Below are 23,350 nucleotides of genomic sequence, written 5' to 3'. Positions count from 1 at the left end.
CACGGCGGGGTCCCGGGCCGGGCGCCCGGCGGGCGGATCGTTGCGGTGGGGGATCGGTAGGGTTGGAGGAGTGCCCCAGATTCCTGAGAAGGTCCACGAACTCACCGTCGGCCAGCTGTCGGCCCGCAGCGGTGCCGCCGTCTCGGCGCTGCACTTCTACGAGTCGAAGGGGCTGATCAGCAGCCGCCGGACGTCGGGCAATCAGCGGCGCTACCACCGGGACGCCCTGCGCCGTGTCGCCTTCGTGCGGGCCGCGCAGCGGGTCGGAATTCCGCTGGCCACCATCCGTGACGCGCTCGCGGAGCTGCCCGAGGAGCGCACGCCGACCCGGACGGACTGGGCCCGGCTCTCCGAGACATGGCGGTCCGAGCTCGACGAGCGGATCGCGCAGCTCGCCCGGCTCCGGGACCACCTCACCGACTGCATCGGCTGCGGCTGTCTCTCCCTGGAGACGTGTGTCCTGTCCAACCCCGACGACGTCTTCGGCGACCGGCTCACCGGATCCCGGCTCCTGGGGGAACGCCGGGGCACGGGGGAGCGGGGCGAGTAGGGGTCGCTGCCGCGGGTTCCCCGAACCCACCCACTTTCCCGGCCCGGGACGTCGCCCCGGACTCCGGCCACCGGCCTCGAACGGCTGCGTCCCCGTCGCCGGGCGGGCTCGAACCCGCCGAGGTGTGGGGCCGGGAAGAGTCCCACCGCTGCCAGTACCCCCGTATCCGGCAGCGGTGGGAGATCGGTTGCCCGGCGGCACGGGCACCGGCACCGCCCTACTCGAACTCGGTGCCGCCCTTGCGGGTCAGATAGGCCGGGCTGACCGCCTTGGCGATGGCGCGCCCGCCCGTGACGGGGCTGTACCGCTCGACGGCGGGCCGGATCACGACCCCCTCGCGCAGATGGACCCCGCGCCCGGAGACCGTCTCGCGCCCCGAGGCCGCTGCGAACACCCGGTCGACGTCGTAGGGCCCCTCGTACAGCCGCGGTACCAACGGCAGTTCGCCGTCGAGCAGCTCGGCCGGGTCCAGCCAGACGACCGAGCCGTCGATCTCCGCGGCCACGTCGAAGACCGCGTAGCCGAGGGTGTCCCGGCGCCCGTCCGCCCCGTACGTCAGGTCCTGCACCCCCGCCCCGTACACCTCGCCGAAGATCCCGACCCGGCGTGCGCCGAGCCGCTCGGCGATCCGGGCAGCGGCCTCGGCGACGCCGTGCCCGCGGACCGCACGCCAGTACAGGTTCCGCGGATCCTCCCGCAGCGCCAGCGACTTGGCCCCGAATCCCTTGGACGAGACGAGCACCCGGTCGCCGGATCCGCCGTCCGCGACGATGTACGTGAGCAGGCACGCCGTCCCGTGCAGCTTCTCCGTGAGCACCACCGGCTCACCCGGTTCGAAGATGTCCGGGTGGCGCTGGATGTTCTCGATGTCGACCCAGGGGACGAGGTCGGGTGCGGCCTCCACTTCGCCGTTCATCCGGGGCGGGATCGGCGGCACCCACTTGGTGATGCCGAGGCGATCGGTGAAGTCCGTGCCGTCGGCCGCCGCCCGGGTCAGGTCGACGCCGGCCAGCGCGGCGGGCCGGCAGACGATGCCCTGCGACAGCTCTCCGCGCAGCCGTACCGCCTTGACCCGGTCGGCGTTTCCGCCCGCGAGCCGTCCGGTCAGCCCCAGCTCCTCGATCAGCGGGGCCGGGAGCACGGCCTGCTCGGGGATGTAGACCGCGGCTTCGCCGGTGCGGTACGCGCCCTTGGCGACGACGGCGCGATACAGGCCCACCTGGGCGAGTTCGAGGGCGTCGGCGTTGGGGTGGTCGTGAACGGTCAGCACTTCGGCGGTGACGCGCAGCGTCGACATGGCGTGGGCTCCTGCTCCTTGGGCGTGCCTCAGTCGTGTGTCATCGCGCACCACTGTTCCGGTGGAAAATTCAGGGGGCCAACGGATTTACGCCTGATACCGTCGCGCCCGGCCACGCCGTCGCCCCGTCGCCCCTTCCCCGGTCCCGCCTGCCGTCCTGCGCGCTCTGCCCCGTCGTCGGTCCCGCCGTCACCCGCTGCGGCGCGCTTCCTCGTACTCCGCCAGTCCCGCCGTCACCAACTCCGCGTTGGACGCGGCCCGTCGGCCGTCCGGCAGGAGCAGCGTGTCCTCCAGGCCGATACGGGTCGCGAGGCCCAGCCGGGCGGCGAGACGCAGGACCGGCCAGGCGCTGCCGTCCACGCCGTGCAGCAGCACGGGCCGGCCGTGTGCCGTCCCCGTCGCGGCGAGCAGCGCCCGCGCGGCGTCCTCGGCGCCTTCAGGCTCCGGATCGGTCACCTCGGCGAGCACCCGGAGCACCCGGGGGCCCAGTGGCGAGGCCGCGAACCGCGCCGCGGCGTCCGTCCCCGACCACAGGCCCGCCTCCACGGCGACCCCCCGCTCCAGCAGAGCCGCGGCGACCCGTTCGGCGCCCGGCTCGTGCCAGTTCACGGACGCATGGTCGGGCAGCACGGTCCAGGACCGGATCCGCTCCGCCCTGCGCGCCGGGTCCTCCTCGGTCCAGGCTCCCGTGGTGACCCCTACGGGTACGCGAATCCGGGAACGTATCCCATCGAGGGTCGCCGCCAGAACACGCGGCGACAACGAGTCCTGTCCGCAAGGGGTCTTGGGGTGCACATGCACATCGAGGGCACCGGCCGCGACGGCCTCCGCCGCCGACTCCGCCAGCGCCCCCGGTGAACCGGGCACCACCGCACCGTCGCCCGCTCCGCGGGCACCGTTCAGACAGACCTGCACCATGCCCCCGATGGTGCCATCCGCCACCGACAACCGGCCCCAGCCGGAAGGGCCGCACGGGCCCGGGGCACCACGGGGGCGCCCGGGACGGGAACCGTAGCCGACCGGTCAGGAGGAGATCCGCCGATGAGCGTCGCCGTCTGTTCGCTGAAGTGGGAAGCCGCACGCACCGGGCCGCAGCGCATCACCTACGACAAGGACGGGTACCACCTCGTCCGCTTCCCCTACGCCGCCGACGAGGAGTCGTACGACCCGTGGCGTATGCACGACCCGGCGCACGGCGGAGCCCGGCCGTCGGCGTTCCCCGACACCCGCTCCGGGCTCATCTGGCCGAGTCACGACGGCTGGGCCCTGCTCTCGGCGCTGGTCTTCTGGGCCCCGTACACGGGCCAGGCCGAGTACCGGGCCCGCTTCGTCCGCGACCCGCTGGGCGCCTCGACGGGATACGACTCGACCGCGACGAACGACTCGGCGGCCACCCGGGGCGGTCAGTACCGGACCTATCTGTGGCAGATGTTCGTGCATCCGGGCACCCCGGTCGGCCTGAAGATTTCTGCGCGCGGCCCCGGGGACACCAAGCTCGCCACCGCACTGATCGCGGCCGAGTTCAAGCTGGCCGTCCACACGGACGTCATCACCCCCTGAGCCGCACACCGGTGTCGCCCGAGCCCCCTGCGTGCCGAACGGTCACCCCCGCGCGAACGGCACGCCGGGACGTCACGCCGACACCAACACCCGCGCCCGCCGGGCCTCCTCCAGCGCACCGGAGGTCAGGACGGGGCTCGGCACCACGATGCCGCAGGTCGTGCAGACCGGACCCGACGACGGCTCGTGGTCCAGATCGTGCCGCCAGACGAGCCGGGTGCCACGGCACACCGGGCAGGAGGAGCCCGGTGTGCGCTCCAGTGCCGCGATCAGCCTGCGCAGCACCTCCGCCAGGGGCTGCGCAGGGTGCACCTGGGGATCGTCGCACCAGGCCACCCCGAATCCGCCCCAGGTGAGCCGGTGCCAGTCGTCCACGCTGCCGGGCCTGCGCAGCCCGTCGTGTTTCTCCTTCCTGCGGCGCTCCGCGAACTCGGCCTCGTAGGCCAACCAGACGGCCCGTGCCTCCTCCAGTTCGTCGATCGCGGACTCCAGTCGCGCCGGGTCGGGGGAGCGGTCCTCGGGACCGAATCCCGCCCGGACGCACAGGTGGTCCCAGGTCGCCCGATGCCCGTACGGGGCGAACCTCTCCAGGCACTTGCGCAGCGAGTACCGCCGCAGTGCCAGATCGTTGCGCGGGTCGCGCACCTGTCTCGCGAGACTCCGGAAACCGGCCATCGTCCTGCACCTCCGTCACACCTGCACACGTACTTCGTACTCGAAACTCGGCCCCGTACTCCTCCGTGCGGGGCCCCGTAGCTCGGCGTCGTCGTACGGACGTCGCCGAATAGACGTTCCGGCCTGTCGATCGGCTCCCCGGCCGGGCGGATTCGAGCCATTCGATTTCCGATGGCGGCCATCAGTGGGGCGCCCCGGGCGGCTCGGTCGCGTGTGGCGATTCCGAAAAAGTGACGCCTGCTCATCTTCAACTACCCGCGTACCGCCGGTAACCTCCGGCCCAACTTCGTCGGGAGGAGTAGGAATGCGACGGCGCATCCCACGGTTCACATCCCTCGCCGCCACCGCGGTCCTCGTGCTCACCGCAGGTCTCCTGGCGCCCCCGGCACAGTCGGCCGCCGCCGACGACCCGCCACCGGGCGCCGACTACTGCCACGGCCAGTGCGCGGACGTCCTCCCGCCGGGGGCGAACGGCAGTGCCACCCTCGCGGAGATACTCGGCAACCGCCTCTTCGGCATCCAGCCGCCCCATGCGGACGACCAACTGGGCCCGTACGACGCCCTTTCGTCCGGCTACCAGTCCCTCACCGACGACTCGCTGACGCAGTTCTTCGCCGACTCGTCCTTCGGCGTCCCGGACGGGCAGGCCGCTTCGGTCACCCGTCCCCGCGACGACGTGACGATCACCCGGGACAAGACCTACGGCGTCCCGCACATCAAGGGGACCACGCGCTACGGCACCGAGTTCGGCGCGGGCTACGCGGCCGGGCAGGACCGGCTGTGGCTCATCGACCTGTTCCGCCACATCGGCCGCGGCGAGCTGACGTCCTTCGCGGGCGGTGCGCCCGCCAACCAGGGCCTGGAGCAGGAGTTCTGGCCGCAGGCCCCGTACACCGAGGAGGACCTGCAGAAGCAGGTCGACTGGATCCGTACGCACAACGGGCCGCGCGGCGAGCAGGCGATGGCGGACGCACAGGCCTACGTCGACGGGCTCAACGCCTACCGCGAGCAGTCCAAGAACGGCCGGTACTTCCCCGGTGAGTACGTCCTCACCGGCAAGATCGACGCGATCACCAACGTCGGTGAGATCCAGCCCTTCAAGCTGACCGACCTGATCGCACTCGCCTCGGTCGTCGGCGGACTGTTCGGCAACGGCGGCGGGGGAGAGGTCGACAACGCGCTGTCCCTGCTGAAGGCCCAGCAGAAGTACGGCGTCGTCGAGGGCACCAAGGTGTGGGAGTCCTTCCGGCAGCGCAACGACCCCGAGACCGTGCTGACGGTCCACGACGGCTCGTCCTTCCCGTACGTCGGAAAGCCGAAGAACCCGCGCGGCGGCGCGATGCCCGACCCCGGCTCGGTCCAGCGCGAACCGCTTGTCTTCGACCGCACCGGCGCCGCGAAGACCGGGGCGAAGGCGCCGGTCAAGGCCCCGCCGAAGCTGAAGCCGCTGCAGGGCATGTACGACAAGGGCGTGTTCCCGCCCGGCCTGTTCACCTCGAAGGCGACCAAGCGCGGCATGTCCAATGCGCTGCTCGTCTCCGGCCGGCACACCGCGAGCGGCCATCCGGTCGCCGTCTTCGGGCCGCAGACCGGCTACTTCGCGCCGCAGCTGCTGATGACGCAGGAGATCCAGGGCCCAGGCATCAGCGCCCGCGGCGTCTCCTTCGCCGGGGTCGGCATGTACGTGCAGCTCGGCCGCGGCCAGGACTACGCATGGTCGGCCACATCGGCGGGCCAGGACATCACCGACACCTACGCCGTCCAGCTCTGCGAACCCGACGGCTCCCGGCCCACCGAACAGTCCACGCACTACCTCTACCGGGGCACCTGCACACCCATGGAGACCCTGGAGAAGCACAACTCCTGGAAGCCGACGCTCGCCGACTCCACCGCCGCCGGCTCCTACACCCTGCGGGTGCACCGCACCAAGTACGGCGTCGTCACCCACCGTGCGACCGTCGGCGGCAAGCCCGTCGCATACACCTCGCTGCGCTCGACCTACCGGCACGAGGCCGACTCGATCATCGGCTTCCAGATGCTGAACGACCCGTCGTACGTCACGAGCGCCGCCACCTTCCAGAAGGCGGCGCAGCACATTTCGTACGCCTTCAACTGGTTCTACGCGGACTCCCGGGACATCGCCTACTACAACAGCGGCGCCAACCCGGTGCGCGCCGACGGCGTCGACGCGAGCTTCCCGGTGCAGGCAGAGCAGGCCTACGAATGGCGCGACTTCGACCCGGCCGACAACACCGAGGAGCAGACCCCGCCCGCCCAGCACCCCCAGTCCGTGAACCAGGACTACTACGTCTCCTGGAACAACAAGCAGGCCAAGGACTACAGCGCCGCCAACTTCAGCCTGGGCGCCGTCCACCGCGGCAATCTGCTCGACGGGCGGGTGAAACGGCTCGTCGACGAGGGCGGCGTGACCCGGGCCTCGCTCACCCAGGCCATGGCCGAGGCGGCCCTCACCGATCTGCGGGGCGAGCAGGTGCTGCCCGAGCTGCTGAAGGTCGTCCGCAGCAAGCCGGTCGACGACCCCAAGCTCGCCAAGGCCGTGGAACAGCTGGAGGCCTGGCGCCGGGCCGGCGCCCAGCGCAACCAGACCTCGGCGGGCTCGCACACCTACGCCCACGCCGACGCCGTGCGCCTCATGGATGCCTGGTGGCCGCTGCTCGTCCCGGCCGAGTTCAAGCCCGGCCTCGGCGACGGACTGTACGACGCGCTGACCTCCGAGCTCGGCGTCGACGAGTCACCGTCCGCGGGCCACGGCCCCACGGGCGGGCACGCGGGTTCCGCCTTCCAGTACGGCTGGTGGGGATATGTCGACAAGGATCTGCGGGCCGTGCTCGGGCAGCCCGTGAAGGGCCCGCTCGCCCGCACGTACTGCGGCGACGGCAAGCTCGACGCGTGCCGTGACGTGCTGCTCACCACGCTCGGACAGGCCGCCGACAAGTCCGCCGCCGAGGTGTACCCGGGCGACGACAGCTGTCACGCGGGCGACCAGTGGTGCGCGGACGCCATCGCCCAGCGTGCCCTGGGCGGCATCACCCACCGCATGATCCAGTGGCAGAACCGTCCGACGTACCAGCAGGTCGTCGAATTCCCCGCACATCGCTAGACCGGCAGGACCGGGGCCGGGGTGAGCGCCCCGGCCCCTTGGCGGCGGGTCAGCGGATGCGGCCCGCCGCCAGCACCACCCGCGCCAGCTCCGGGTGGCAGATGTCGCTGTGCGCCCCCGCGGGCGGCCCGCCGCGCCGCACCACACCGGCCGCGTCGACGCTGATGAAGCCGGTGGCGGGCAGCCCGGAGCCGAGCGCGTCCGCGAGCGCCAGGCGGGTCGCGCCGTCGACCGACTGCACGCCGTCGTGGCCCATCGCGCCCCACGTGGCGCCGTCCAGGCCGAACACCGACGTGGCGTCCCCGGACATCCGCGAGGCCAGCGGGTACATCACGCCGAGTGCCGTGTCGTGGCGCGAGAAACAGCACACCAGCGGCCCGTCCACGCGTCGTTCCCGGCCGTTGAGGGCTCCGCTGCCGTGCATCCCGTGCGGCAGCCGGGCCGCGAACGCGTAGTGCGAGAAGGCGCCTTGGAGCAGCGTCACCGACTTCACCGACCGCACCCCGTCGGGGAGCCCGTCCAGCGCGAACGACACCAGCCGCCCGCCGAAGCTGTGCCCGACCAGATGCACCCGCACCCCGGGCGCGGCCTGCGCGAGATGCCCGACCGCCGGGCCGAGGCCCTTGGCGCCGACGGTTCCGGCCCGGCGCTTCATGGTGAAGTACGTGACCTGGCGCAGCAGTTCCCGTGCGCCCTCCCAGACCTTCGCGAGGCCGTCCCCGAGGAACGGGGTCTGCTGCCCCGGCGCAGGAGCGGCGCCCGCGGTTCCTGCGTGGCCCGAGCCGTTCGGGGCGCCCGCCCCTTGCGCCGCACCGGTTCCTTCGGCCGTGCCCGCCGCGGCCGTTCCTCCCGCCGGTCTCGCCCCGACCGCGGCCAGCGCATCGGCGAGGCCCCGGCACACGGTCAGGGGGTCGTCGTGCAGCATCGCCGGGTCGCCCTCGCCGTCCGCGTCCGCCGCGCATGCCTGCGGGCCGGCCGTGGCGAGCCGCCGTACGAGCTCCACGTACTCGTCGAGTGCCGCGGGGTCGTCGGGCCGCTCGTCGAGGAGCTGCGCGATCCGGGACAGCGCGGCCGCACAGTCCGGGAAGACCGCGGCGAGCGCCTGCCGCGTGCCCGGGTCCAGCGAGGGGCCCGCGGCGACCGCGTGCGCATGCGGGTAGTCCGGGATCGGCTCGTCCGTGAACCGCATCGACGGCCACAGCACCCCGACGTAACCGAGCCGTGCGCCGGGCGCCAGCGAGGGGAACGGCGCGAAGAAGCGGTCGTAGAGCCAGATGGCCGTGGAACGGTCGTTGTTCCAGCCGTGCGCGAACACCACGAGATCCCTGACGTCCCGGTCACGGAGCTGCGCGGTGAGCCGGTCGCGCTGGTGGACGTCGACGTCGCCGTCCGCGTCGAAGGTCAGTTCCCAGTAGGGGGCCACGCCCACGTCCGGCTCCGCCATGACCAGCCTCCCTCGGCCCGCAGTCCGATGTGCGCGCATCGTCCTGCGGGGCGGGGGAGTTGGCCAGAGTCGCGGGCGGCCCGGTTCCGCTGCGGACCGCGCACCGGTGCCTACCGGTGGCGGACCCCGGTGCCCGCGGACGCCGCCCCGAGCCCTTCGCGCCGGCGGCCGCGGGGCGCGCCGGACGGCGGGGTCAGCGGTAGACCAGGTACTTCTCGCGCACCTTCCGGAACCCCGCCAGCTCGTCCTGCCACGCGGCCACGACATCGTCCGCGGACGCCCCCGCGTCGATCATGGTCCGCACCCGGGTGCTGCCGGTCAGCTTGTCGATCCAGTTGTCGGAGCGCCAGGCGAAGCCGCTCCACACCTTCTTCGCCGTCACCAGCAGCGCGACGCCGGTGCGCACCGGGTCGTAGGCGGCCCGGTCCCGCACATGGATCTGCACCCCGCCGATCGTCGTGCCCTGGAACTTCGAGAACGTCGGCGCGAAGTACGCCTCGCGGAAGTCCACGCCGGGCAGGCCGAGCGCCCGGGCGGCCTCGGCCCAGCGCCGGTCGATGCCGTCGGCCCCGAGCAGTTCGAACGGCCGTGTGGTGCCGCGCCCCTCGGACAGGTTCGTACCCTCGAACAGGCAGGTCCCGGAGTAGACGAGCGCGGTGTCGGTCGTCGGCATGTTGGGGCTCGGCGGCACCCAGGGCAGCCCGGCGGCCTCGAAGAAGTCCGTGCGCTTCCAGCCCGTCATGAGGACGGTGTCCAGCGGCACGGGCTTCGCCAGGAACTCGCCGTTGAACAACCGCGCCAGTTCGGCCACGGTCATCCCGTGCGCCTGGGAGATCGGCTGCCGTCCGACGAACGTCGCGAACTCCTTGTGCAGGACGGGTCCGTAGGCGCCGCGCCCCGTCACCGGGTTCGGCCGGTCGAGCACCACGAACCGCTTGCCCGCCATCCGGGTCGCCTCCATGCAGTCGTACAGCGTCCAGATGTACGTGTAGAAGCGGGCGCCCACGTCCTGGATGTCGAAGACGACCGTGTCCACGCCCGAGGCGGTGAAGACGTCCGCGAGCGGCCGGCCGCTCTTCAGATAGGTGTCGTAGACGGGCAGCCCCGTCGCCGGGTCGTCGTAGCGGCCCTCCGAACCGCCCGCCTGGGCGGTGCCGCGGAAGCCGTGCTCCGGGCCGAAGACCGCCACCAGGTTCACCCGCTCGTCGGCGTGCATCACGTCCACGATGTGCCGGACGTCCCTGGTGACTCCGGTGGGATTGGTGACGACGCCGACCTTCCGGCCGGCGAGCAGCGCATAGCCGTCCGCGGAGAGCCGCTCGAACCCCGTACGCAGTTTTCCGTCGCGCTTCGCGTCGCGTTTCCCGTCACGCTGCGCGTCCTCGTCGCCGTTGCCGTGGACGGCCGCGGGTACGGCGGTCGCCGCCACGGTCGCGGTCGCGGCCAGCAGGCCCCGTCGGGACAGGTTCATCGGCAGACCTCCGGTTGATCGCGGATACGCCCGGGACGCCGGGTCCGGACGTCCGCCCGGAGCCGACACGGCCACGCACGCTAGCGTGCGGACGGCCCCCGGGGAACGAGGCGGACAGCGGCGCCCGGGTGGTCGTGCCCCTCTTCCCCTCATCTGACCGACCGCTTAGTCTGTCGTCGGAGCCGTGGCCCTGCGCCGCACGTCGAAGTCGAAGGAGACCGATCGTGGACACCCTGCAAGGGACGGGAGTCGTCGTCACCGGAGCCGGAGGCGGCATCGGAGCGGCACTGGCACGCAGGTTCGCCGCGGCGGGCGCGCGCGTCGTCGTCAACGACCTGGACGCCGGGAAGGCGAAGGCCGTCGCCGAGGAGATCGGCGGCACCGCCGTCCCCGGCGACGCGTCCGCGATCATCGACGACGCCAGGGACGCGCTCGGCGGCCGGGTCGACGTCTACTGCGCCAACGCCGGCCTCGCCTCCGGCGGTACCGAGGACGCCGACGAGCAGGTGTGGGCCGCCGCCTGGGATGTCAACGTCATGGCTCACGTACGCGCCGCCCGCGCCCTGCTCCCCGACTGGCTGGAGCGCGGCAGCGGCCGCTTCGTCTCGACCGTCTCCGCCGCCGGGCTGCTCACCATGATCGGCGCGGCCCCCTACAGCGTCACCAAGCACGGCGCGTACGCCTTCGCCGAGTGGCTGTCGCTGACCTACCGGCACCGTGGCCTCAAGGTCCACGCCATCTGCCCGCAGGGCGTGCGCACGGACATGCTCACCGCCGCCGGATCCGCGGGCGACATCGTTCTCGCGCCCACCGCGATCGAGCCGGAGGACGTGGCGGACGCCCTCTTCGCGGGAATGGCCGACGACCGATTCCTGATCCTGCCGCACCCCGAGGTGGCCGACTTCTACCGGGTCCGCGCCGCCGAGCCCGACCGCTGGCTGGACGGCATGTCCCACATCCAGCAGAAGTGGGAGGCGGCCGGACAGTGACCACCCCCTCCTCGTTCCCCTCCTCCTCCTCGACCTCTTCGTCCTCCTCGCCCTACGCCGCACGGCCCTGGCTGGCCCAGCTCAGCGACGCCCAGCGCGCCCCGGTCAGCCCGGCCGACTCGCTGGTGCACGCCTTCCGCGCGGTCGCCGCCGCGTCGCCCGGCCGCACCGCCCTCGCCTACTTCGACGCCCGCCTGAGCTACCGCGAGACGGACGCGCTCAGCGACGCGGTCGCCGGGCACCTGGCCGCCCGGGGCGTGGCACCGGGCGACCGGGTCGCCCTGATGCTCCAGAACACCCCGCACTTCGTGATCGCCCTGCTCGGCGCCTGGAAGGCCGGCGCGATCGTCGTGCCCGTCAATCCCATGTACAAGTCGGCGGAGGTCGGACATGTGCTGCGGGACGCCGAGGTCACCGCGCTCGTGTGCGCCGACCGTGCCTGGGAGGCGTATCTGCGCGCCTGCGCAGCCGACTCGCCGGTACGCGTCGTGCTCACCGCCTGCGAACGCGACCTCCAGAGCCGTGACGACCTGCGCGTCCTCGCCTTCGAACGGATCCCGCAGGCAGCCGACGCCGAGGACCTGCTGACGGTGGCCCGCACGGGCACCCCGGCTCCGGACGGCCGGGCGCCGGGCCCCGACGACATCGCCCTGATCAGCTACACGTCGGGAACCAGCGGCACCCCCAAGGGCGCCACCAACACGCACCGCAACATCATGTACAACGCGGAGCGGCAGCGCACCGGCCACGGACTGCCCGAGGGCTCCGTGTACTTCGGGCTCGCCCCGCTCTTCCACATCACGGGCATGGTCGCCCAGCTCGCCGCCTGCTTCACCGGCGGCGGGACGCTGGCCCTCGCCTACCGCTTCGAGGCGGGCGTCGTCCTCGACGCGTTCCTCGAGCACCGTCCCGCGTACACCGTGGGGCCCGCCACCGCCTTCATGGCGCTGGCCGCCCACCCGGCCGTCACGCGCGACCACTTCGCCTCCTTCCGGATCATCTCCTCGGGCGGCGCGCCGCTGCCGCCCGCCCTGGTGGAGAAGTTCCGCGCCGGCTTCGGCCCCTACATCCACAACGGCTACGGCCTCACCGAGTGCACCGCCCCCTGCGCCTCCGTACCGCCCGGCAGGCAGGCCCCCGTCGACGCGGCGTCCGGCACTCTCGCCGTCGGCGTGCCCGGCCCCGAGACGCTGGTGCGGATCGTGGACGAGCTGGGCCGCGAGGTACCGCTCGGGGAGCAGGGCGAGATCCTGGTGCGTGGTCCGCAGGTGGTGCCCGGGTACTGGCGCCGCCCCGAGGCCACGGAGAAGGCGTTCCCCGGCGGCGAACTGCGCACCGGGGACATCGGCTTCATGGACGCCGCCGGCTGGCTGTACGTGGTCGACCGCAAGAAGGACATGATCAACGCGTCCGGCTTCAAGGTGTGGCCGCGCGAGGTGGAGGACGTCCTCTACACCCATCCGGCGGTCCGCGAGGCCGCCGTCGTCGGAATCCCCGACGGCTACCGCGGAGAGACCGTCAAGGCGTACGTCAGTCTGCGCCCCGGCGCCGGCGCGGCGCCGGAGGAGCTTGCCGCGTACTGCAAGGAACGGCTGGCCGCGTACAAGTATCCCCGGCAGGTCGAGATCCTGGACGACCTGCCGAAGACGACAAGTGGGAAGATCCTCCGGCGGGAACTGCGTTCAGCAGGCGGGGCCCCAGCGCAGAGCTCCGCCGAGGACGCGAGCTGACGACACGGAAAGGCAGGTGGCGGCAAGTGCCCAGGACGACGGACGGCGACGGGGTGCCCGTCCCGCAGCGACTGCTGGCGGCCGCCACCCGCCTCTTCGCCGAACAGGGATACGACCGCACGTCGGTCCAGGAGATCGTCGAGGCGGCAGGCGTCACCAAGGGGGCCCTGTACCACTACTTCGGCTCCAAGGAGGACCTGCTCCAGGAGGTGTACGCCCGTGTGCTCCGCCTCCAGCAGGAGCGGCTCGACGCGTTCGCGGACGCCGACGAGCCGGTCGAGAAGCGGGTGCGCGACGCCGCGGCCGACGTCGTCGTGACGACCATCGAGAACCTCGACGACGCGTCGATCTTCTTCCGGTCGATGCACCACCTCAGCCCCGAGAAGAACAAGCAGGTACGGGCCGAGCGACGGCGCTACCACGAACGCTTCCGGGCGCTGATCGAGGAGGGCCAGCGCAGCGGCGTCTTCTCCACGGCCACCCCGGCCGACCTGGTCGTCGACTACCACTTCGGGTCGGTCCACCACCTCTCCACGTGGTACCGCCCCGACGGCCCCCTCACCCCCCAACAGGTCGCCGACCACCTGGCCGACCTCCTCCTGCGGTCCCTGCGCCCGTAGGGGCGGGGTGCCCGGCCCCGGGACCCGCGAGCAGGCGTTCGGCAGGCCTCGGGCCCGGCCCCCGCAAGGGGCCGGGCCCGAGGCGCTCACGAGGTCATGGCCCCTAGAGGAACCGCTTCAGCTCCCGCCGCGCCAGCGACCGCTGGTGGACCTCGTCCGGCCCGTCCGCAAGCCGCAGCGTCCGCGCCCCGGCCCAGAGCTCGGCCAGCGGGAAGTCCTGGCTGACCCCGCCCGCACCGTGCAGCTGGACCGCCTTGTCGAGGATGTCCACGACCGTGCGCGGCGTGGCGATCTTGATGGCCTGGATCTCCGTGTGCGCGCCCTTGTTGCCGACCGTGTCCATCAGCCAGGCCGTCTTGAGGACCAGCAGCCGCAGCTGCTCCACGGCGACCCGCGCGTCCGCGATCCAGGTCTGGACGACGCCCTGCTGCGCCAGCGGCTTGCCGAAGGCGGTGCGCGAGACCGCCCGCTCGCACATCAGGTCGATGGCCCGCTCGGCCATGCCGATCAGCCGCATGCAGTGGTGGATACGGCCCGGCCCGAGCCGTGCCTGGGCGATGGCGAAGCCGCCGCCCTCCTCACCGACCAGGTTCGCCACGGGGACCCGGACGCGGTCGAAAACGACCTCGGCGTGGCCGCCGTGGTAGTGGTCCTCGTACCCGTACACCTGCATCGCCCGCCGGACCTCCAGGCCCGGTGTGTCCCGGGGCACCAGCACCATGGACTGCTGGCGCCGGATGTCGGTCCCGTCCGGGTCCGTCTTGCCCATCACGATGAAGATCCGGCAGTCCGGGCTCATCGCCCCGGAGATGTACCACTTGCGGCCCGTGATGACGTACTCGTCGCCGTCCCGCTCGATGAGCGTGGTGATGTTGGTGGCGTCGGACGAGGCCACATCCGGCTCGGTCATCGCGAACGCCGACCGGATCTCGCCGGCGAGCAGCGGTTCCAGCCACTGCTTCTTCTGCTCGTCGGTGCCGAACTGCGCCAGCACCTCCATGTTCCCGGTGTCCGGGGCCGCGCAGTTCAGCGCGGTGGGCGCCAGCTGGGGCGAGCGTCCGGTGATCTCGGCGAGCGGGGCGTACTGGAGGTTGGTGAGCCCCGCCCCGAACTCCTCGTCGGGCAGGAAGAGGTTCCACAGCCCCTGCCGGCGCGCCTCGGCCTTGAGCTCCTCGACGACCGCCGGGGTGTCCCACGGCGAGGCCAGCTCCGCGCGCTGCTCGTGGGCGACCGCCTCCGCCGGGTACACGTACTCGTCCATGAAGGCGAGGAGCCGTCGGCGCAGTTCCTCGGTGCGCGCGTCGAACGCGAAGTCCATGGGGTCAGCCTTCCTGTCGTCCCTGGAGAGTGGTGAGGCCGTGCTCGATGAAGGCGGGGACCAGTTCGCCGATCCGGTCGAAGCCGGCGCCGACCGTCTGGCCGAGCGTGTACCGGTAGTGAATGCCCTCCAGGATCACGGCGAGCTTGAACCAGGCGAACGCCGTGTACCAGGACACCGCCGACACATCGCGTCCCGACCGTGCGGCGTACCGCTCGATCAGCTCGGCCGCCTCCGGGTGTCCGGCCGCCGTTGCGGTGGTGCTGATGGGGGAGTCGGGCAGCTCCAGCGGAGTGCTGTACATGGCCAGCAGACCCAGGTCGGTCAGCGGGTCGCCGAGCGTCGACATCTCCCAGTCGAGGATCGCCCTGATCCGGTCGTCCCCGCCGATCAGTACGTTGTCGAGCCGGTAGTCGCCGTGCACGACGGTGGGGGCGGGCGAGACGGGCAGCTCACGGCCGAGCGCGGAGTGCAGCTCGTCGATGCCGGCCAGGTCGCGGTTGCGTGAGGCGTCCAGCTGCTTGCCCCAGCGGCGCAGCTGCCGGTCGAGGAAGCCGTCGGGGCGGCCGAAGTCGCCGAGGCCCACGGCCTCCGGGTCGACCGCGTGCAGATCGACGAGCGTGTCGACGAGTCCGAGCACGGCGGCCCGGGTCCGCTCGGGACCGAGCGGCGCCAGCTGCTCCGCCGTGCGGTACGGAGTGCCCTCCACGAACTCCATCATGTAGAAGGGTGCCCCGAGCACCTCCTCGTCCTCGCACAGGAGTACGGGCGCGGGGACCGGCACGCTCGTCGGGTGCAGGGCGCTGATCACCCGGTGCTCGCGCTTCATGTCGTGCGCGGTGGCCAGGACGTGCCCGAGCGGCGGGCGGCGTACCACCCAGCGGCCGCTGCCGTCCGTGATGGTGTACGTGAGGTTCGACCGCCCGCCCTCGATCAGCCGGCCGGCCAGCCGCCCGTCCGTGAGGCCCGGGCGCACCTGGTCGAGATGGTCCCGCAGCCGGTCGAGGTCGAGCCCCGGCGGGTGGTCTGAGCTCATGCTTCAACTCCTTGTGTCGAACACGTCGGCATCATCATGCCGACCAGTCGGTATGTCGTCCAGTGTGCGATCCGAACGTGACCGGCGTCTCGCGCGGCCCCTCGCCGCGCACGGCGACGGCCCCCCGGACACACCGATCCCCCGAACCGTGGCCATGGCCTGGGTCAGAGCCTGCCAGTTGACGCCGATTCGGGGGAGTGCCGGGGAGGACGGAGTGCGGGTGCGTCCGGGAGGGGCCGTGACGTGCCCGGGCGGGCGGGCCCGGGGGTGTCCGGTGGACCGGTCAGTGGTCGTCCCAGTGGCCGTCGTGCGCCGCGTGCCGGTGGCCGTCGTGGAGGTAGTCGAGGTGGTCCCCGTGCATGACCGCGGTGTGCCCGCAGCCCTCGCCGTGCTGGTGGTCGTGACCGCTGTGCGTGACATGCCCGCCCGGCTCGCACTCGTCCCAGTGGTTCTCGTGCAGCCGGTGCAGATGGCCGTCGTGGGCGTAGTCGACGTGGTTGCCGTGCGGCACCTCCGTGTGTCCGCACGTCGGACCATGGATGTGGCCGTGGACGGGGTGCTCCTGGTGGAGGGTGGTCATGTCGCTCACCTTCGGTGAAATTCCCGTGCCGTCGTCGGCACGATGACCCTCTCAGGCTAGCCCGCTATGTCGGGCTTATTCATCTATGTCAGGTTCGTTAACACCAGGCATGTCGGACGGTGGCGTGCCCGGTCCTGCCGTTGTCGTGCGGAACTCTCCCGAGGTGTGCGAGCGAATGAAGGCGATCAGCTATCCCCGCTACGGCGGTCCCGAGGTGCTCGAGTACGGCGAGCGGCCCGACCCCAAGGTGGGACCCGACTCGGTGCTGGTGAAGGTCAGGGCCGCAGGGGTCAACCCCGTCGACTGGAAGTGCCGCGAGGGCCATCTGGACCGCGTCCTCGACGCGGTCTTCCCCGTCGTCCCGGGCTGGGACGTCGCCGGGGTGGTGGTCCAACCCGGCGCCGCCGTCACCGAGTTCGCCGTCGGCGACGAGGTCATCGGCTATGTGCGCGAGGACTTCCTCGGCCGCGGCACCTTCGCCGAGTACGTGGCCGCGCCGGTGCGCACGCTCGCCCGCAAACCGCGCAACCTCTCCTTCGAGGAGGCCGCCGGGCTGCCGCTCGCCGGGCTCACCGCCTACCAGGTCGTGATCAAGGCGCTCGACGTGAAGGAGGGCGACGTGGTCCTGGTCCACGCGGCCGCCGGCGGCGTCGGCTCCGCCGCCGTCCAGCTCTGCCGCCACCGGGGCGCTCGCGTGATCGGCACCGCGAGCGAGCGCAACCACGACTTCGTGCGCTCGCTGGGCGCGGAGCCGGTCGCGTACGGCGACGGCCTCGCCGAACGCGTCCGCGCCCTCGCCCCGAAGGGCGTGGACGTCGCGTTCGACACCGTCGGCGGCGAAACCCTGAAGCTCTCCGCGGGACTGCTCGTCCGCGGCGGGCGGCTCGCCTCCATCGCCGACGCAGAGGTGATCGGGCTCGGCGGCCGCTACGTCTTCGTGCGCCCCAACCCCCACGACCTCGCCCATCTCAGTGAGCTCGCCGAACAAGGCGTGGTCACCGTCCACGTCGACGAGACGTTCCCCCTGGAGCGCACGGCGGACGCCCAGCGCAGGAGCGCGGAGGGACGGACACGGGGGAAGATCGTGGTGACGGTGGACTGGGAGGAGTGAGACCGGCGCGAGGCGACGGGCGGGAGGCGACCCACCGAAGGGGCCCCGGCCGCCGCGCCCGGGGACGGCACGGCCGCGGTCCCGGGGGCGCCGACGCGCCCTCGGCGCACCGCCGCGACCCCCGGGGCCTCAGAAAACGACCGCCAGCGCGCACACGGCCAGCGCCACCGCACACGCGGCGGCGGTCGTGGCGGTGCGCGGCGTCAGCCGGGGCGGATCCGCCGGATGCCCGGCGAGGGTGCGGATACGGCGGTGCGCCACCGCCAGGAAGCCCAGCCACAGCAGGCAGGCCGCCGCGCACGCCACCGCGCCGACCGTGCTCGGCCCGCGGAGCGACGCCTTGGCGGCCAGCACCGCGGCCACGGTCGCCGACAGGGTCGTACGCCGCCAGGCGAGGCGGGTGCGCTCCGGCTGGAGACCGGGGTCCCGCGCCTTGCCCGGTGAGGGCGTCATCCTTCCCAGCCCGCAAGGACGATCACGACCATCGCGATCGCGACCACCGCCACCGCGATGCTCAGCAGTACCGGGAAGCGTGACACGGGCAGATCCTCGCCGCGCCGCATGGCCCGCTCGCACCGCACCCAGTGGTTGACCGCGCGCAGTGAGCACAGCACGCCCGCCGCGAGCAGCGCTAGCGCGAGCCCGGCGCGCCATGCCCAGCGCAGGTCCGGCAGGAACTGGTCCACCGCGAATCCGCCGCCGATGAGCGCGAGCGCGGTCCGCAGCCAGGCCAGGAAGGTGCGCTCGTTGGCCAGCGAGAACCGGTAGTCCGGGGTGTCGCCCTCCTCCGCGACCCGAGCCGGCGCGAACCACAGCCGCAGGGACTGCCTGAAGTCGCTCACGCGCCCCCCTCGGCCCGGAACGCCCGTAGCCTCTCGTACGCGGCAAGCCCGTCCGGCACCCACGGCCAGGACTCCAGGTGCCGCACCACCTGCAGCTCGGGCAGGAAGTCGTACCAGGCGACCTCCTCCGCCTGCGGGTGGACCGGCAGCTCGCAGCGCACCTCGTACACGGCCGACCACCAGCTCCTGCCGGCCCCGTCGTCGTACAGGAACTTGAACAGCGGCACCGGTCGCGGGAGCCCGGAGACGCCCAGCTCCTCCTCGGCCTCGCGCAGCGCCGCGTCGTCGTACGACTCCCCGGCGCCGACGACACCGCCGACGAACATGTCGAACATCGAAGGGAACACCAGTTTGCCCGGGGTCCTGCGGTGCACGAAGACGCGGCCGTCGGCGTTTCTGGCCTGGACGAAAACACAGCGGTGACGCAGCCCCCGCGCGTACGCCTCGCCCCGCGGGACCTGGCCCACCACCTCGTCGTTCTCGTCGACGATGTCGAGGATTTCGTCAGCGGCACTACTCATACCGCCATCCAATCAGGCCACCGGATCATCCGCTCCCGGTGTCCCGGGGCCGTGACCTGGGTTTCGGTGCCGCCCCGGCGCGCCGACGGCGAACCCCGGGCGGCAGACGCAGCGTCTAGCGCGACTGGACCTCGGGCACCCGCTCCAACGGTGCGGTCCCGCGTGGCATCGCGGGATGCATCCCCAGCAGTACGATCCCGAGCACGATCGCCGCCAGCCCCGCCGCCTCCCAGGCGAGCGCCCCGCTGTCGGTCCGCAGCCGGTCCCCGAGGAATCCGACCCCGCACGCGATCCCGGCCAGCGGCTGCGCGGCGGTCAGCGCCGGCAGCGACATCCTGAGCGGTGCCATCTCGAACGCGCTCTGCACGAGCAGCAGCCCGGTCACGCCCAGCGCGATGACTCCGTACGGCTGCCACGACGAGAGCACCTCGCCCAGGCCGCCCGTGGCGAACCGCTCGCCGCTCACCCGGGTCAGCGAGTCCTGCACCCCGTACAGCAGCCCGCCCGCCGTCCCCAGCAGCGCGGGCTCCGCGGCGCTCAGCCGCCTCCGTTTCGCGGACGCGGTCAGCGCCAGCGCCCCGCCGACCATCAGGCCGATGATGAGCCAGTGCCGCAGCGGACTGTCGACCGCCTGCCCGCCCCGCGGCTCGCCGGCCACGATGAAGGCGGTGACACCCCCGGCGAGCAGGGCAAGGCCGGTCCACCCCTGGCGCCCCAGCGGCTGTTTCGTCTGCCGCCGGGAGAGGGCGAGCGCGAAGAGGAGATTGGTCGCGAGCAGGGGTTCGACCTGGGACAGCTCGCCCTGGCCCAGGGCTATCGCGCCCAGCACCATGCCCGCCACCATGAAACCGATACCGCCCAGCCAGCGCGGCATCCGCATCAGGTCCAGCAGCAGCCGCCAGGACAGGAAGTCGCCCAGCGGGGCCCGCTGCGCGGCGTTCTGCTGGAGCACGAAGCCGATGCCCAGGCAGAAGGCGGCACAGACGGACAGGATGGTGACGAGGACCGACACGCTGTGCACCTCACGACGGCAAGGACCCAAGACCGGCGGGGGGACGGGTACTTGGCCGACGATAGCGCCCGGAGACGCAGCCCGCCCGGCGAGTACCCGCAACCGGAGGGAACCGGAAGGTTGACGCCGGTCATCGGGTCCCGAAGGATCTGACTCACCAGTAACCATCAGTATGGCACCGGATCCGTAAGGCCGGTGTGCGAGCCGGGGAGGGCGTGCTCATGGCCTACGACGCAGACGTGATCGTGATCGGGGCCGGCCTCGCCGGCCTCGCGGCCACGGCGGAACTCGCCGACGCGGGCCGCACGGTCATCCTGCTCGACCAGGAGCCCGAACAGTCCATCGGCGGCCAGGCGCACTGGTCCTTCGGGGGCCTCTTCTTCGTCGACTCGCCGGAGCAGCGGCGGCTGCGGATCAAGGACAGCAGGGAGCTGGCGCTCCAGGACTGGATGGGCACGGCCGCGTTCGACCGTCCGGAGGACCACTGGCCGCGCCGCTGGGCCGAGGCGTACGTCGACTTCGCGGCCGGCGAGAAGCGGTCCTGGCTGCGTGCGCAGGGGGTGCGGTTCTTCCCCGTCGTCGGCTGGGCCGAGCGCGGCGGGTACGACGCGACCGGTCACGGCAACTCGGTGCCCCGTTTCCACATCACCTGGGGGACCGGCCCCGGCCTGGTCGCGCCCTTCGAGCGGCGGGTCCGCGAAGGCGTCGCCAAGGGGCGCGTCCAGCTCAGGTTCCGGCACCGCGTCACCGGTCTGGGCCGCAGTGCGGGCGCCCTCGACACGGTCACCGGCGAGATCCTGGAGCCCTCCGGAGCCGAGCGCGGCAGGGCCAGCAGCCGCACCGTCACCGGCGCCTTCGAGCTGAAGGCGCAGGCCGTGGTCGTCACCTCGGGCGGTATCGGCGGCAACCACGACCTCGTCCGCGCCAACTGGCCCGACCGGCTCGGCACCCCGCCCGAGAAGATGATCTCCGGCGTGCCCGCGCACGTCGACGGGCTGATGCTCGGCATCGCCGAGGGGGCCGGCGCGCACCTCATCAACCGCGACCGCATGTGGCACTACACCGAGGGCATCGAGAACTGGAACCCCATCTGGGACAAGCACGGCATCCGCATCCTGCCGGGGCCGTCCTCGCTCTGGCTCGACGCGCGCGGCAGAAGGCTGCCCGTCCCGCTGTTCCCCGGGTTCGACACGCTCGGCACGCTCGAACACATCATGGGCACCGGCTACGACCACACATGGTTCGTGCTCAACCGGCGCATCATCGGCAAGGAGTTCACCCTCAGCGGCTCCGAGCAGAACCCCGACCTGACGGGCAAGTCCGTGCGCGGGGTCATCGACCGGGCCCGCGCCGACGTGCCGGGGCCGGTGAAGGCCTTCATGGAGCACGGCGCCGACTTCGTGGTCGAGAGGGACCTGGCCGCCCTGGTCCGCGGCATGAACGCGCTGACCAAGGAACCCCTCATCGACGAGGCCGAGCTGCGCCGCACCCTCACCGCCCGCGACCGCGAGATCGCCAATCCGTTCACCAAGGACCTCCAGGTCACCGCGATCCGCGGGACCCGGGCGTTCCTCGGCGACCGCCTCATCCGCACCGTGGCCCCGCACCGCATCCTCGACCCCAAGGCCGGACCGCTCGTCGCCGTCCGCCTCAACATCCTCACCCGCAAGACGCTCGGCGGCCTGGAGACCGATCTGTCCTCGCGCGTGCTGACCGAGGGCGGTGAGCCCCTGCCGGGCATGTACGCGGCGGGGGAGGCCGCCGGGTTCGGCGGTGGGGGCGTGCACGGGTACCGCTCCCTGGAGGGCACCTTCCTCGGCGGCTGCCTCTTCTCGGGCCGCACGGCCGGGCGTGCGGCGGCGAAGGCGGTCGGCTGACACCGTCTGCCGGGCGGGTGCGCCCGGGCTCCGGACGCCGTCTGCCGGGCGGGTGCGTCCGGATTCCACCATGCCCGGCGTGCCGATCCGTGTACGTCGGAGCGCCGGGCGGGCCGACTCCGTGTACGTCGGAGTGCCCGGCGTGCCCATCCGTATGCACCGGAGTGCCCGGGCGGTACCTCGCGCGGCCCGGACGCCGGGCGGGCCCGCGGACGGGCCTCGGCGGCGGTCGTGACCGGTGGTGTGCCACCGTCCGTCGCCCGAATGTTTCACCCTTGTCGACTACCGTTCCCGGAGGTGGCGTTGACACGTGTACGCCTTGAGGGGGCGCTTGACGTGGAGCGCAGGCTACCGGTTTGCTGTGCGTGATCAGTCGCTCGCAAACCGCGTCGTGGAGGGTGTCCCGCGGTGTCCCCACCCCCGCCCCCCTTCGGCCGTCCGCGCAAGCGTGGCCGCCATCCGTTCGACGCCGCGCTGGACGACACCGAACTGATCACGGCCCGTGCCGCCCTGACCCAGGGCCGCTGGACGGCCGTCCGCGCCCTGCTCAACCGGACCGGTGACGACTGGGACCGCCGCGGCCACCGCATCACCGTCCTCGCCCAGGAGAACGGCACCGAGGCCTGGGTCCGTGACTGGCTGCTCGCCGAGCCCGAGTCCGCCGACGCCGCCGTGCTGCTGGCCCTCGCGGGGGTGCACCGGGCCAGGCTCGGCAGGGAGCGGCCGGACACCGCCCGCGAGGCCTGCCGCACCGCCGCCGCCCGGGTGCCCGACGACCCCACGCCCTGGCTCGGCCTGCTGCTCCTGGAGCGTGCCCTCGGCAGCGAGGAGGACGTCGTACGCCTCTTCGACGAGGTGCGGCACCGGCATCCCGAGCACCACCACGCCCACCATGTGATGGTCGCCCGGCTCGCCGAGCGCCGTGCCGACGCGGGCCAGGACCCGCTCCACGAGGTGTACGACTTCGCGGCCTGGTCGGCCGAGCAGGCACCCGCCGACTCTCCGCTGGCGATCCTGCCGGTGGTCGCGCACGCCGAGCGGTTCCGTGTGCTCGCCGCGGCAGGCGTCGAGCCGGCCGACCCGTCGGCCTCCGGGCACTGGGTGGGCCGTCGTGCCCGCCAGGTGATGAAGGCCGCCTTCGACTGGTGGCTGGAGTGGGACCACGTCGGACACCCGCGGGCCCGCGTGGACCTCAACTTCCTCGCGCACGCCAAGGCCGCGGAGGGCCGCGGGGCGGAGGCCGCCGCACTGTTCCACCGCATCGGTCCGCACGCCACGCCCGAACCCTGGTCGTACCCGGACCGGGACCCGTACGAGGCCTTCGCGGCTGCACGTGCCGCCGCGCTGGGTACTTCCTGAGACGCCGCGGAACCCCCGGCCGTGCGGGAGCAGATCACCTCTGGGACCTGCGACCGCGCGGCGCGCACGAACCCCGGGGCCCGGCCCGCCAGGACCCCTGGCCCCAGGACGCACCGCCACCGCACCGAACGCACCGCCAACTGCACGGGACGTACGACCGCACCGAACGCACCGCCAACCGCACAGGACGTACGACCGCACGAAGCGCACGACCGCACCGGACGCACCACCGCTCGG

At 72.6% G+C, this 23,350-nt stretch carries 21 protein-coding genes; 9 read left to right on the top strand and 12 right to left on the bottom strand.

Annotation, left to right across the window (positions count from 1 at the left end; genetic code table 11):
* The first annotated feature begins 70 nt into the window (after positions 1-70).
* Positions 71-550 carry a redox-sensitive transcriptional activator SoxR gene (soxR, locus tag ACWCP6_RS11990; protein ID WP_450932255.1) on the top strand — a complete coding sequence of 160 codons (480 nt, stop codon included), beginning with the start codon at positions 71-73 and terminating at the stop codon, positions 548-550.
* Between the two features lie 217 nt (positions 551-767).
* Here soxR and ACWCP6_RS11985 read toward each other — a convergent pair whose 3' ends face one another.
* Together ACWCP6_RS11985 and ACWCP6_RS11980 are read right to left on the bottom strand one after the other, a co-directional pair.
* Positions 768-1,847, bottom strand: a complete 1,080-nt coding sequence (locus ACWCP6_RS11985; protein WP_450932254.1) for an RNA ligase (ATP) — start codon at positions 1,845-1,847, stop codon at positions 768-770.
* A gap of 189 nt (positions 1,848-2,036) precedes the next feature.
* The gene (locus ACWCP6_RS11980) at positions 2,037-2,765 is read right to left on the bottom strand and encodes a 3-keto-5-aminohexanoate cleavage protein (protein WP_450932253.1); all 729 of its coding nucleotides are present in this window, start codon (positions 2,763-2,765) and stop codon (positions 2,037-2,039) included.
* A gap of 123 nt (positions 2,766-2,888) precedes the next feature.
* On the opposite strand from ACWCP6_RS11980, the gene ACWCP6_RS11975 reads away from it, so the two are divergent.
* The gene (locus ACWCP6_RS11975) at positions 2,889-3,407 is read left to right on the top strand and encodes a hypothetical protein (RefSeq protein ID WP_450932252.1); all 519 of its coding nucleotides are present in this window, start codon (positions 2,889-2,891) and stop codon (positions 3,405-3,407) included.
* Between the two features lie 72 nt (positions 3,408-3,479).
* On the opposite strand, the gene ACWCP6_RS11970 is transcribed toward ACWCP6_RS11975, so the two are convergent.
* On the bottom strand, positions 3,480-4,082 hold the full coding sequence (locus tag ACWCP6_RS11970) for a hypothetical protein (protein ID WP_450932251.1): 603 nt from the start codon (positions 4,080-4,082) through the stop codon (positions 3,480-3,482).
* Positions 4,083-4,386: 304 nt separating this feature from the next.
* Here ACWCP6_RS11970 and ACWCP6_RS11965 point away from each other — a divergent pair, with 304 nt between their 5' ends.
* A complete protein-coding gene (locus ACWCP6_RS11965) occupies positions 4,387-7,203 on the top strand; it encodes a penicillin acylase family protein (RefSeq protein ID WP_450932250.1) in 2,817 nt (938 codons plus the stop codon).
* A 49-nt stretch (positions 7,204-7,252) separates the two neighbouring features.
* Here the strand turns inward: ACWCP6_RS11965 and ACWCP6_RS11960 are convergent, their stop codons facing one another.
* Together ACWCP6_RS11960 and ACWCP6_RS11955 are read right to left on the bottom strand one after the other, a co-directional pair.
* Entirely contained in the window at positions 7,253-8,647 is a 1,395-nt protein-coding gene (locus tag ACWCP6_RS11960) for a serine-threonine protein kinase (RefSeq protein ID WP_450932249.1), read from the bottom strand.
* A gap of 193 nt (positions 8,648-8,840) precedes the next feature.
* Positions 8,841-10,118, bottom strand: coding sequence for an exo-beta-N-acetylmuramidase NamZ family protein (locus tag ACWCP6_RS11955; protein ID WP_450932248.1), 1,278 nt, complete (start codon positions 10,116-10,118; stop codon positions 8,841-8,843).
* Between the two features lie 221 nt (positions 10,119-10,339).
* On the opposite strand from ACWCP6_RS11955, the gene ACWCP6_RS11950 reads away from it, so the two are divergent.
* From ACWCP6_RS11950 to ACWCP6_RS11940, 3 genes are read left to right on the top strand one after another with little or no spacing between them, the layout of a single operon-like run.
* On the top strand, positions 10,340-11,107 hold the full coding sequence (locus ACWCP6_RS11950; RefSeq protein ID WP_450932295.1) for an SDR family oxidoreductase: 768 nt from the start codon (positions 10,340-10,342) through the stop codon (positions 11,105-11,107).
* Positions 11,104-12,837 (top strand): AMP-binding protein, encoded by a 1,734-nt coding sequence (locus ACWCP6_RS11945; protein ID WP_450932247.1) that lies wholly within the window; start codon positions 11,104-11,106, stop codon positions 12,835-12,837. Before ACWCP6_RS11950 ends, ACWCP6_RS11945 begins: the two co-directional genes overlap by 4 nt.
* 26 nt (positions 12,838-12,863) lie before the next feature.
* Positions 12,864-13,457, top strand: coding sequence for a TetR/AcrR family transcriptional regulator (locus ACWCP6_RS11940; protein ID WP_450932246.1), 594 nt, complete (start codon positions 12,864-12,866; stop codon positions 13,455-13,457).
* Positions 13,458-13,560: 103 nt separating this feature from the next.
* Here the strand turns inward: ACWCP6_RS11940 and ACWCP6_RS11935 are convergent, their stop codons facing one another.
* The 3 genes from ACWCP6_RS11935 to ACWCP6_RS11925 form a co-directional block, all read right to left on the bottom strand.
* Entirely contained in the window at positions 13,561-14,775 is a 1,215-nt protein-coding gene (locus ACWCP6_RS11935) for an acyl-CoA dehydrogenase family protein (protein WP_450932245.1), read from the bottom strand.
* A gap of 4 nt (positions 14,776-14,779) precedes the next feature.
* On the bottom strand, positions 14,780-15,811 hold the full coding sequence (locus ACWCP6_RS11930; RefSeq protein ID WP_450932244.1) for a phosphotransferase family protein: 1,032 nt from the start codon (positions 15,809-15,811) through the stop codon (positions 14,780-14,782).
* A gap of 283 nt (positions 15,812-16,094) precedes the next feature.
* Positions 16,095-16,391, bottom strand: a complete 297-nt coding sequence (locus ACWCP6_RS11925; protein ID WP_450932243.1) for a hypothetical protein — start codon at positions 16,389-16,391, stop codon at positions 16,095-16,097.
* Between the two features lie 175 nt (positions 16,392-16,566).
* Between ACWCP6_RS11925 and ACWCP6_RS11920 the strand changes: the two genes are divergently transcribed.
* Positions 16,567-17,502 (top strand): NADP-dependent oxidoreductase, encoded by a 936-nt coding sequence (locus tag ACWCP6_RS11920; RefSeq protein ID WP_450932242.1) that lies wholly within the window; start codon positions 16,567-16,569, stop codon positions 17,500-17,502.
* A 129-nt stretch (positions 17,503-17,631) separates the two neighbouring features.
* Here the strand turns inward: ACWCP6_RS11920 and ACWCP6_RS11915 are convergent, their stop codons facing one another.
* The 4 genes from ACWCP6_RS11915 to ACWCP6_RS11900 form a co-directional block, all read right to left on the bottom strand.
* Positions 17,632-17,955: a DUF202 domain-containing protein gene (locus tag ACWCP6_RS11915; RefSeq protein ID WP_450932241.1), complete on the bottom strand. Its 324-nt coding sequence runs from the start codon at positions 17,953-17,955 to the stop codon at positions 17,632-17,634.
* Positions 17,952-18,344, bottom strand: a complete 393-nt coding sequence (locus ACWCP6_RS11910) for a YidH family protein (RefSeq protein WP_450932240.1) — start codon at positions 18,342-18,344, stop codon at positions 17,952-17,954. Before ACWCP6_RS11910 ends, ACWCP6_RS11915 begins: the two co-directional genes overlap by 4 nt.
* Positions 18,341-18,865, bottom strand: coding sequence for an NUDIX hydrolase (locus tag ACWCP6_RS11905; protein WP_450932239.1), 525 nt, complete (start codon positions 18,863-18,865; stop codon positions 18,341-18,343). The genes ACWCP6_RS11910 and ACWCP6_RS11905 overlap by 4 nt, the downstream gene beginning before the upstream one ends.
* A 115-nt stretch (positions 18,866-18,980) precedes the next feature.
* The gene (locus ACWCP6_RS11900) at positions 18,981-19,877 is read right to left on the bottom strand and encodes a DMT family transporter (RefSeq protein ID WP_450932238.1); all 897 of its coding nucleotides are present in this window, start codon (positions 19,875-19,877) and stop codon (positions 18,981-18,983) included.
* Positions 19,878-20,098: 221 nt separating this feature from the next.
* On the opposite strand from ACWCP6_RS11900, the gene ACWCP6_RS11895 reads away from it, so the two are divergent.
* The gene (locus tag ACWCP6_RS11895; RefSeq protein ID WP_450932237.1) at positions 20,099-21,754 is read left to right on the top strand and encodes an FAD-binding dehydrogenase; all 1,656 of its coding nucleotides are present in this window, start codon (positions 20,099-20,101) and stop codon (positions 21,752-21,754) included.
* A 408-nt stretch (positions 21,755-22,162) separates the two neighbouring features.
* Positions 22,163-23,113, top strand: coding sequence for a hypothetical protein (locus tag ACWCP6_RS11890; protein ID WP_450932236.1), 951 nt, complete (start codon positions 22,163-22,165; stop codon positions 23,111-23,113).
* Positions 23,114-23,350: the final 237 nt, after the last annotated feature.

This window comes from Streptomyces sp. NPDC002004, from assembly GCF_053593975.1.
The sequence above is the reverse complement of the archived record's forward strand: the minus strand, read 5'-3'. Positions and strand labels throughout refer to the sequence as shown.